The organism is Planomonospora algeriensis (genome assembly GCF_977012225.1).
In genome coordinates, this window is the sequence record NZ_CDRNDK010000270.1 from 1 (window position 1) to 8,906 (window position 8,906).

Below are 8,906 nucleotides of genomic sequence, written 5' to 3' on the forward strand. Positions count from 1 at the left end.
TCCCGGGTGGCGGCGGCGCGCGCTGGCACGCCTCCCTCACCGCCGGGACGGCGCGGGTCCGCGAGGCCGTACGGCGCACGCCCGGCGCGGTGCTGCTGGCCGATCCCGACGAGATCGCGGTGATGTTCGACAAGCGGCTCTGCCACGCCCGGCTGGCGGCGGCCGGGGTGCCGGTGCCGCCCGCGCTGCCCGGACCGGTCGAGGGCTACGCCTGTCTGCGGCGGGGGCTGGACGAGGCCGGATGGGGCCGGGTGTTCGTCAAGCCCGCGCACGGCTCCTCGGCCTCCGGGGTCATCGCCCTGCACGCCGCCGGGAGCCGGGTCAGGGCGGTGACGTCGGTGGAGCTGTCGGGCGGCGGGCTGTACAACTCGCTCCGGGTGCGCTCCTACGACCGGGAGGCCGAGCTGGCGGCGATCGTCGACCGGCTGGCGCAGGACGGGCTCCACGTCGAGCGCTGGTTCCCCAAGGCGGGCGTGGGCGGGCTCACGTTCGACCTGAGGGTGGTCGTCGTGGACGGGGTTCCCACGCACGCGGTCGTGCGCGCCGGCCGCGCCCCCATGACGAACCTGCACCTGGGCGGGGTGCGCGGCGATCTGGACGCGGTCCGCGACCGGCTCGCGCGCCGGGGTGGGCGCGGGTGCTCGACGCGTGCGCGCGGGCGGCGGCGTGCTTCCCGGGGAGCCCGGCCGTCGGGGTCGACGTGATGGTCGGCACCGACTGGCGGAGCGTGGCGGTGGCGGAGGTCAACGCCTTCGGCGACCTGCTGCCCGGGCTGACCGGCCTGCCGGGGAGCGGGGCCGAGGGACTGGACACCTACGGCGCCCAGGTGCGGGCGGTGCTCTCCGGATGGCGCGGGCCCGGCGCGGAGGCGGGTTCGCGGGTGCGGATCCTCCGGGCGGGCCGGGAAGCGGAAACGGGCCAGGGCGCGGAGACTGAGGCGGGCCCGCGGCGGGCTGTACGGGCGGGCGCGGAGGCGGGGACGTGACGCGGGACATGAACCGGATCGTGGGGAGCCATGATCTGCTGCTGGTGACGCTCGACACGCTCCGCCACGACGTGGCCGACGGGCTGCTTCGGGCCGGGCGGCTGCCCAACCTGGCGCGGGCGCTGCCCGGCGGGCGGTGGGAGCGGCGGCACAGCCCCGGCAGCTTCACCTACGCCGCGCACACCGCGATCCTCGCCGGGTTCCTGCCGACCCCGGCCGCACCGGGACCGCACCCCCGCCTGTTCGCGGCCACGTTCCCGGGCAGCGAGACCACGGCGGAGGGGACCTGGGTGTTCGACGCGCCTGACCTGCCCGCCGGGCTGGCGGCGGCGGGCTACCGCACGATCTGCGTCGGAGGGGTGGGGTTCTTCAACAAGCTCACCCCGCTCGGGTCCGTGCTGCCGGGCATGTTCGCCGAGAGCCACTGGGAGCCGGGGTTCGGGGTGACGTCCCCCACCTCGTTCGAGGAGCAGGTCGCGTGCGCTGAGCGGGCCGTCACCCGGGCGGACGGGCCGGTGTTCCTGTTCGTCAACGTCTCCGCGCTGCACCAGCCGAACTGGTTCCACCTGCCCGGCGCGACCCGCGAGCACGGCGACGGCCCCGACAGCCACGCCGCCGCGCTGGAGTACGTCGACCGGCACATCGGCAGACTGTTCGCACTGGTCAGCAGGGAGCGGCCGGGGTTCGCGATCGTCTGCTCCGACCACGGCACCGCCTACGGTGAAGACGGATATGCCGGGCATCGGATCGGCCATGAGGTGGTCTGGACCGTGCCCTACGGCGAGTTCGAGTTGAAGCAGGGAGAGTGGCGTTGACCTCGATTTCCGCGCGGGCGACGGAGACGGCGGAGGCGGCCTCCCCGCCTGGAGGCGGCCGTGGGCCGGAACCCGGTCGCGGGCCGGATCCCGGCTCGGCGCCGCTCTCCGATCCGCAACCCGTCCCCGGTCGGCGAATCGGCGGCGGAGGGCTCGATGGGGAGGCCGGCCCCTACCAGGGATACGTCTACGCCTACCCGCACAAGACGGCCTACCGGCCGCTGGACCCGCGTCCGCCGCTGCGGGAGGTGTGGGCGGGCGAGCCGACCGGCAGCCTCTCCCTCTACCTGCACATCCCGTTCTGCGAGATGCGCTGCGGATTCTGCAATCTGTTCACCCGGACCGGCGCGCCCGAGGAACTCGTCGCCGCCTACCTGGACGCGCTGGAGCGCCAAGCGCACGCCGTACGGGACGCCCTGGACACGCCGCGGTTCGTCACCGCGGCGATCGGCGGCGGCACGCCGACCTACCTGAGCGCGGGCGAGCTCACCCGGCTCTTCGACCTCACCGAGAAGACCATGGGCGTGGACCTGCGGGCCGTTCCCCTGTCGGTGGAGACCTCGCCCGCCACCGCGACCGCCGACCGGCTCGCGGTGCTGGCCGAGCGGGGCGCGACGCGCGTCTCCATCGGCGTGCAGAGTTTCGTCGACGCCGAGGCCCGGGCGGCGGTCCGGCCGCAGCGGCGGGCCGAGGTCGAGGCGGCGCTCGGCCGGATCCGGGAGGCCGGGTTCGAGGCGCTCAACCTCGACCTGATCTACGGCATCGACGGGCAGACCGAGCGCTCCTGGCACCACTCCCTGGACGCTGCGCTGACGTGGCGGCCGGAGGAGATCTACCTGTACCCGCTGTACGTCCGCCCGCTCACCGGCCTCGGCCGCCGGGCCCGCGACTGGGACGACCACCGGCTCGGCCTCTACCGCCAGGGCCGCGACCACCTGCTGGCCGCCGGATACGAGCAGGTGTCGATGCGGATGTTCCGGCTGCCCGGGACGGCGAGCGCCACCGAGTACTGCTGCCAGAGCGACGGCATGGTCGGCCTCGGCTGCGGAGCCCGCTCCTACACCTCCGATCTCCACTACTCCTACGAGTACGCGGTGGCCGCCGGCCAGGTACGCGCGATCATCGACGACTACGTACGGCTCGCGCCCGAGGAGTTCGCGGCCGCCAACGTCGGCTTCCGGCTCGACGCGGGGGAGCGGCGCAGACGCCATCTGATCCAGTCGCTGCTCCAGGCCGAGGGCGTGGACCCGGCCGCCTACCGGGACCGGTTCGGCACCGAGGCGGCCGACGACTTCGGCGGCGAGCTGGCGATCCTGGCCGGACGCGGCTGGCTGGAGCCGACCGGCCCGCCGGAGAGGGAAACGGGCCGGATCCGGCTGACCGCCGAGGGCCTCGCGCACTCCGACGCGATCGGCCCCGCGCTCTTCTCCGGCCGGGTCCGCACGCTGATGGCGGGGTACGAGGTCCGGTGAGAGCCGTCCCGTTCCCGCAGGGCGGTGATCCCGGCGATCCCGGCGATCCCGGCGATCCCGGCGATCCCGGCGATCCCGGTGATCCCGGCGATCCCGGTGCCCTGGAAGACCTCGGCGGCGCCGGAGTGCCCCGTGCGCCCGGTGACCTCGGTGGTCCCGGTGGCCGCGACCACCTGTCGATCCTCTACCGGGGACCGCTGGCCAGCTGCGACTACGACTGCCCCTACTGCCCGTTCGCCAAGCGCCGCGACAGTCCGGAGCGGTTGCGGGCCGACCGGGCGGCCCTCGAGCGGTTCACCGGCTGGGCGGCCGAGCGGGACCACCCGGTCTCCGTGCTGTTCACCCCGTGGGGCGAAGGGCTCGTCCGGTCCTGGTATCGCCGGGCGATGATCCGGCTCAGCCACCTGCCGCACGTCCGCCGGGTCGCCATCCAGACCAACCTCAGCAGCCGGACCGACTGGCTGGCCGAGGCCGACCTGGGCACGCTCGCGCTCTGGGCGACCTACCACCCCGGCCAGGTCGACTACGGGCGGTTCCTCGGCAGGTGCCGTGACCTGACCGGCCGGGGCGTGCGGTTCAGCGTCGGCGTCGTCGGCCTGCCCGAGCACCTCGACCAGGCCCGCAGGCTCCGGGCCGACCTGCCGGAGGGGGTGTACCTGTGGGTGAACGCCGCCGAGGGGCGCCTCTACACCGACGCCGAGGCGGACGACTGGACGGCGATCGACCCGTTGTTCCAGCACAGCCGGTTCCCGCACCGCAGCGCCGGGCGGGCCTGCCGTACCGGCGACAGCGTCGTCTCGGTGGACGGCGACGGCACCGTACGGCGCTGCCACTTCGTCCCGGCCGTGCTCGGCAACCTCTACGACGGGACGTTCCGGCGCCGGGTCCGGCCGTGTCCTGCGGCGCTGTGCGACTGCCACATCGGCTACGTGCACCTGGAGCCGACCGGTCTGTACGACGTGTTCGGCGACGGTGTCCTGGAGCGCATCCCGCACGGCTGGTGACACGCGCCGGGCGGCGTCCACGCGTTCCGCGCCTGTGCGGGGGCGTTTCCCGGTGCCACCGGAGAATCTCCCGGTGACAACGGCGAAAGAGCGGCTCCACGACCGTGGAACCGCTCTTTCACTGACTGATCACCAGAAGGTCCCCCATGAGGAGGGGTGGCGTCTCGACGGGGGCGGCCCCCGCTTCGACGGTTCACGACCGGTCGTCTCCGGCCGGCGGAGACGACCGGGATGCATCTCTCCTCCGGCGGCGTCCGGTGAGACGAAGCCGGATGCGCCGCCGCGTTCAGTCGTCCAGGAGGAGGGTCAGTTGTCGATGATGCCGAGGATGGCGATGTCGAGGAGGTCGTTCAGGACCTCGTTGTGGTTGCTGCGGTCGATGTAGGTGAAGTTGGGCCGGTCGTAGCCGCGGCCGTAGTCCCCGTCGCCGGCCGACGCGGGGCCGGCGACCGCCAGGCTGGCGAGGCCCGCGACGCCGGTGAGGACCGCCCCGGCGAGAATGCGACGAATCATGGGTTTTCCTCCATGGGAACGAAACGGAGAATTGTCGGTGACCCGGGCGGCCGGCCGCGTCCGGCCGGTCGCTCGTGTCGTGAACAAGCATCACCCTCGCGGGGGGCGTCGTTTCGTCGGGTCTCTGCTGTGTCCGGCCAAGGCCGGGTGATGCTTTCTTAACCGTCCGCGCCGTTTCGCCGACGCTGTTTCACCGGCGCTGTCTCGCCCGCGCGCCGGGAGGCGTCAGGTCTCGCGCTCGGGGCGGTAGTCGGTCTCGGGCAGGCCGAAGGTCCAGGCGACCCCCTCACGGGCGGTGCGGGTGGCGGGCGGGACGCGCAGCCAGTACTTCCGGAAGGCGCCGTCGGGCTCGGCGGTGGAGTTGACCACCTCGACCATCACCACGGGCTCGTCGTCGGGCAGGTCGATCCGCCAGAGGACGCCGGTCTCGTCCCGGTGCAGCGGGGTCGCGCCGGACTCCTGCAGATAGCGGTCGTAGCCGAAGTGCTCCAGCATCACCCGGCGCAGCTCGGCGTTCTCCTCGGCGCGGATGCGCGCGGGGGTCAGCCCCGCCATGGACGCGGCGAAGTCCGCGGGGACGGGCATGCCGCCCCAGGCGTGCACCGCGAAGCCGTCGGGGAAGAGCAGGGCCGGACCGTCGGCACGGTGCAGCCGGTGCAGCTCGTCGCGGTGCAGTTCGGTGGGGCGCTCACAGACGACGGCCGCCCGCTCGAACGGCCACCACCAGCCCGCCGACCGGGCGACCTGGGCGAGCCCCTCGGTCTCCGGCCTGCCCAGCGCGTCGAAGAGCGCCAGCCAGGCGGCGTCCTGCTGGCCCAGCACGGCGTCCAGCGTCGAGTTCCGGAGCGCGGCCCCGGCCTCCTCGGTCTCCTCCGCCGCGGCGATGCTCCGCCGGATCTGCGTGGCCAGGTCGCCGACCGGGCCCCAGAGCCGGCCTCCCGTCAGGGACCAGGCCAGCGACCAGCCGCTGATGCCCAGCGAGGCGTGCACGGCGGCCCTGGCCCGCTCCCACTGCCGGGTCCTGACCTCCTCGCGGACCGGCCTGCCGGCGTCCAGGGCGGTGGCGGCCCGCGCGCCCGCGAGCGGCGAGTCGACCCAGACGATCCTCTCGGGCTCCGCCAGCCCGGCGGCGCGGTAGGCCAGCCGTACTCCGGCCTCGGCTCCGGGGCGGTCGGCCGCTCCGGCGCGGAAGGCGATCTCCTCCCACCCGCGGGCCGTGGCGGTCAGGGCGTCGGCGAGTTCGATGGTGACGGTCATCTCGTCGGTCTCCCGGGATCAGTCGGCGACGACGCGGAACGCGCCGGGGACGTATTCGCGCTGGCGCTGCACGCGGTACCACCCCTTGGGGAGGGGGATCGCGGCGTGCTCCTCGTGGACCACGCGGCCTCCGGAGGGAAGGTGGAGGAAGTCGGGGTCCATCGGGTGCGGGCTCCGGACCAGGGCGCCGGGGCCGACGACGGCGTGGGCGTGGCCGGTCGCCTCGCCCAGGGCCAGCACCAGCCGGCCGCCGGGGTCGCGCGGCGCGGAGGGGGCGGTCCGGAGGGTCGCGGGCACGGCCTCCTCGGGGACGGGCACGATCAGGATGTCGCCCTGGCGGTACATGGGTGGCTGGCTCCTCGGGTCGGGGTCGGTCGAAAACTAACCCCCGCCACCGACATTTCACCGCCCCCGGGGTCACGGACCCGGTCCGGTCCGTGACCCGGCTCGGTCCGGTTCTCGGCCGGGTTCCGGGAATGGCCGGGTTCCGGGAACGGCTGGGCTCTGGGAACGGCCGGAGCGGGATCGGAGCGGGGAGAACGGGCGGAACCGGTGCGACTCCGGCGGGGAACGACGATGCGCGTCCTTTTTGAAGGGGATCGACAGAAAAGCGGCTCCACGGCCGGGAATGGGCCGTGGAGCCGCTCTCGTTTGCGTTGATCAACGCGCCAGAAGTTTCCCCGGATCGGGGTGGTGTTTTACAGGGAAGACGGTTTACCGTTTTGGAGGGAATTCATTCGGTGAATGCCTCCGCTCGGCGGGGACGCCGGGGTGGACCGTCTCCGGGCGGAGGTGCCTGATCTCGGGATCGGGCACCCGCCGTCGCGCAGAGAGGATCAGTTCTCGATGATGCCGAGGAGCGCGAGGTCGATGAGGTCGTTCAGGACCTCGTTGTGGTTGCCACCGTTGACGTAGGTGGTGCCGCGGTCGTGACCCCAGTCGCCGGCCGAGGCGGTGCCGGCGATGGCCAGGGCGCCGACGCCCGCGAGACCTGCGATGGCCGCACCGGCGAGAATACGACGGATCATGGTTTTTCCTCCATGGAAATGGAACGGGGAACTCTTTGAGGCTTCCGCGGTGGGCCGCATCCGGCCGTCCGCAGGTCGCCGCGAATAAGCATCCCGTACCGGTGGAGTCGTTTCAGCGAATTAAAGCCATGATTGATCAAAGCCTGGTGGTGGTTCTTTTAAGGTGGCCGGCGGTTTCATGGATTCGCAGATGGCGGCCGTCGCGTTGATTCCGTGGAACAGGCTCCCAGTGCGCGGAGCACGAATCCGGAGACGATGTCCTCGGCGTCCTCCACCGTCACCGTGCCGTCGAGCAGCGGCAGCCGTTCGGCGCCGATGACGGCGAGGATGAGCCGCGCGGTGGCGGTCACGTCGACGGCCTGGAAGTCGCCCGCGGCCACCCCGCCTTCGATGATGCCGGTCAGGATCCGCTGCATCGGCGCGACGTGCTCGGCCAGGCGCTGGTAGGCGTCGGGCCCCAGGGCGGCCGACAGATCGGCGGGCCCGGGGTGCGGGTGGGCGAGCAGTCCGGCGAGCTGGAGCCGGACGAACACCCGCAGCCGCTCGGCGGGGGAGGCGTCGTCGGCGAGCTCGCGCTCGTAGGCCTCGATGAAGTAGTGCGTCACCCGCTCGGTGAAGGCCAGCAGCAGCGCGGCCTTGTCCGGGAAGTAGTTGTACAGCACGGTGCGGGTGATCCCCGCCTCGCCGGCCACGTCGGTCATGGAGATGGCGTCGATGCCCTGGCCGCGGGAGAGCCGCGAGACCGCCTGCAGGATGCGCTCCCGCGTCTGTGCGCGGTGCTCGCCTATCGTCGCGGCCGAAATGCGGGGCATGGGCCCATCGTCGCACATGCCCGGCGCGCCGGCCGGGGAGTCGGGTGGAGCGCCGGTACGGGCGCCGGGCCGGGGGAGCCTGCGGATTCCGGGAGGGGGAATCGCGCGAACGCCGGGCCGGGCCGTTGCGCCGGAGCCGGACCGGACGATCGCGCGGGCGGCGGCCGGAGCATCGCGGTCAGGCCGCGAGCTCGGCTCGCGCCACCCGGCCGAGGTCGGCCAGGACCTCGGTGTTGAGCTGGTAGGCGAGCCTGGTCTCACGGATGATGCGCTGCTTCTCGGGCTCGTCGACCGGCAGGGCGTCCAGCCGGGCGCGGTAGGCGTCCTTGAACCGGGGCAGGCTGCCGATCCGGTCGAACCGGTAGAAGTCGACGCCGCCCCCCGGCCCGTAGCCGTAGATCTTCTCCAGCTCCATGCGGATGAACTGCCCGCCGGACAGGTCGCCCATGTAGCGGGTGTAGTGGTGGGCGACGTAACCGCCGGGCCAGTCGGCGACCTGGTTGATCCGGGCGACCAGGGTGAGGGTCGGCTTGGAGGGCTCGATCCGGTCCGCCCAGCGGGCGCCGTAGATCGTCTCCAGGTCGCGGACCAGCGGCTCCTCCCGGTAGAGCTCGGGCAGGACGAACGGCCCGGCGACCGGGTCGCCGGCGAGCTCCCGGGAGGCGCCGTCGAGCGCGACGTAGGCGAAGTAGTGCTGGGCCACCAGCTCGCCGTAGGCCTCGCGGCTGAGCCGCCCGGCCATCAGCGCCTTGAGGTAGCCGTCGTCCTCGGCGGAGGCGTGATCGCCCCAGGTGGCGGTCCTGAGGACGTCGGAGAACGGCGCCTGGCTCATGATCACTCCGTCTCGAAGAGGACTTTCATGACAGAGTGTCACAAAGAATCGGAGGGCGCGTCAAGACGATGGTGACACCTTGTCGTGAAACCTGGGAGGCGGCGGTCCCTGGGCCGCCCCTTCGGCGGGCGGGGATCTCCGGGCGGCGCCTCCGGCGCGCGGGGCGCCTGGGCCGTACCCGCGGCACG

Annotated in this window: 11 protein-coding genes; 5 read left to right on the top strand and 6 right to left on the bottom strand. The window is 73.2% G+C overall.

Going from position 1 to position 8,906, the window contains the following annotated elements; translation table 11 throughout:
- From ACWJ6R_RS23915 to ACWJ6R_RS23935, 5 genes are all read left to right on the top strand, one after another.
- A partial coding sequence (locus tag ACWJ6R_RS23915; protein WP_449064379.1) for an STM4014 family protein occupies positions 1-704 on the top strand: 704 nt, incomplete at its 5' end.
- Positions 704-985, top strand: coding sequence for a hypothetical protein (locus tag ACWJ6R_RS23920; RefSeq protein ID WP_449064380.1), 282 nt, complete (start codon positions 704-706; stop codon positions 983-985). The genes ACWJ6R_RS23915 and ACWJ6R_RS23920, both read left to right, overlap by 1 nt.
- Before the next feature lie 8 nt (positions 986-993).
- The gene (locus ACWJ6R_RS23925; protein WP_449064387.1) at positions 994-1,800 is read left to right on the top strand and encodes an STM4013/SEN3800 family hydrolase; all 807 of its coding nucleotides are present in this window, start codon (positions 994-996) and stop codon (positions 1,798-1,800) included.
- Positions 1,801-1,937: 137 nt separating this feature from the next.
- Positions 1,938-3,272, top strand: coding sequence for an STM4012 family radical SAM protein (locus ACWJ6R_RS23930; RefSeq protein ID WP_449064388.1), 1,335 nt, complete (start codon positions 1,938-1,940; stop codon positions 3,270-3,272).
- A 125-nt stretch (positions 3,273-3,397) separates the two neighbouring features.
- A complete protein-coding gene (locus ACWJ6R_RS23935) occupies positions 3,398-4,276 on the top strand; it encodes an STM4011 family radical SAM protein (protein WP_449064389.1) in 879 nt (292 codons plus the stop codon).
- Between the two features lie 306 nt (positions 4,277-4,582).
- On the opposite strand, the gene ACWJ6R_RS23940 is transcribed toward ACWJ6R_RS23935, so the two are convergent.
- The 6 genes from ACWJ6R_RS23940 to ACWJ6R_RS23965 form a co-directional block, all read right to left on the bottom strand.
- On the bottom strand, positions 4,583-4,789 hold the full coding sequence (locus tag ACWJ6R_RS23940) for a hypothetical protein (protein ID WP_449064381.1): 207 nt from the start codon (positions 4,787-4,789) through the stop codon (positions 4,583-4,585).
- Positions 4,790-5,014: 225 nt separating this feature from the next.
- The gene (locus ACWJ6R_RS23945; protein WP_449064382.1) at positions 5,015-6,046 is read right to left on the bottom strand and encodes a DUF6745 domain-containing protein; all 1,032 of its coding nucleotides are present in this window, start codon (positions 6,044-6,046) and stop codon (positions 5,015-5,017) included.
- 18 nt (positions 6,047-6,064) lie between these two features.
- Positions 6,065-6,391 (bottom strand): hypothetical protein, encoded by a 327-nt coding sequence (locus ACWJ6R_RS23950; RefSeq protein ID WP_449064383.1) that lies wholly within the window; start codon positions 6,389-6,391, stop codon positions 6,065-6,067.
- Between the two features lie 491 nt (positions 6,392-6,882).
- On the bottom strand, positions 6,883-7,074 hold the full coding sequence (locus ACWJ6R_RS23955; RefSeq protein ID WP_449064384.1) for a hypothetical protein: 192 nt from the start codon (positions 7,072-7,074) through the stop codon (positions 6,883-6,885).
- 176 nt (positions 7,075-7,250) lie between these two features.
- The gene (locus ACWJ6R_RS23960; RefSeq protein WP_449064385.1) at positions 7,251-7,886 is read right to left on the bottom strand and encodes a TetR/AcrR family transcriptional regulator; all 636 of its coding nucleotides are present in this window, start codon (positions 7,884-7,886) and stop codon (positions 7,251-7,253) included.
- A gap of 178 nt (positions 7,887-8,064) precedes the next feature.
- Positions 8,065-8,718 (bottom strand): biliverdin-producing heme oxygenase, encoded by a 654-nt coding sequence (locus tag ACWJ6R_RS23965; RefSeq protein WP_449064386.1) that lies wholly within the window; start codon positions 8,716-8,718, stop codon positions 8,065-8,067.
- Positions 8,719-8,906 lie beyond the last annotated feature (188 nt).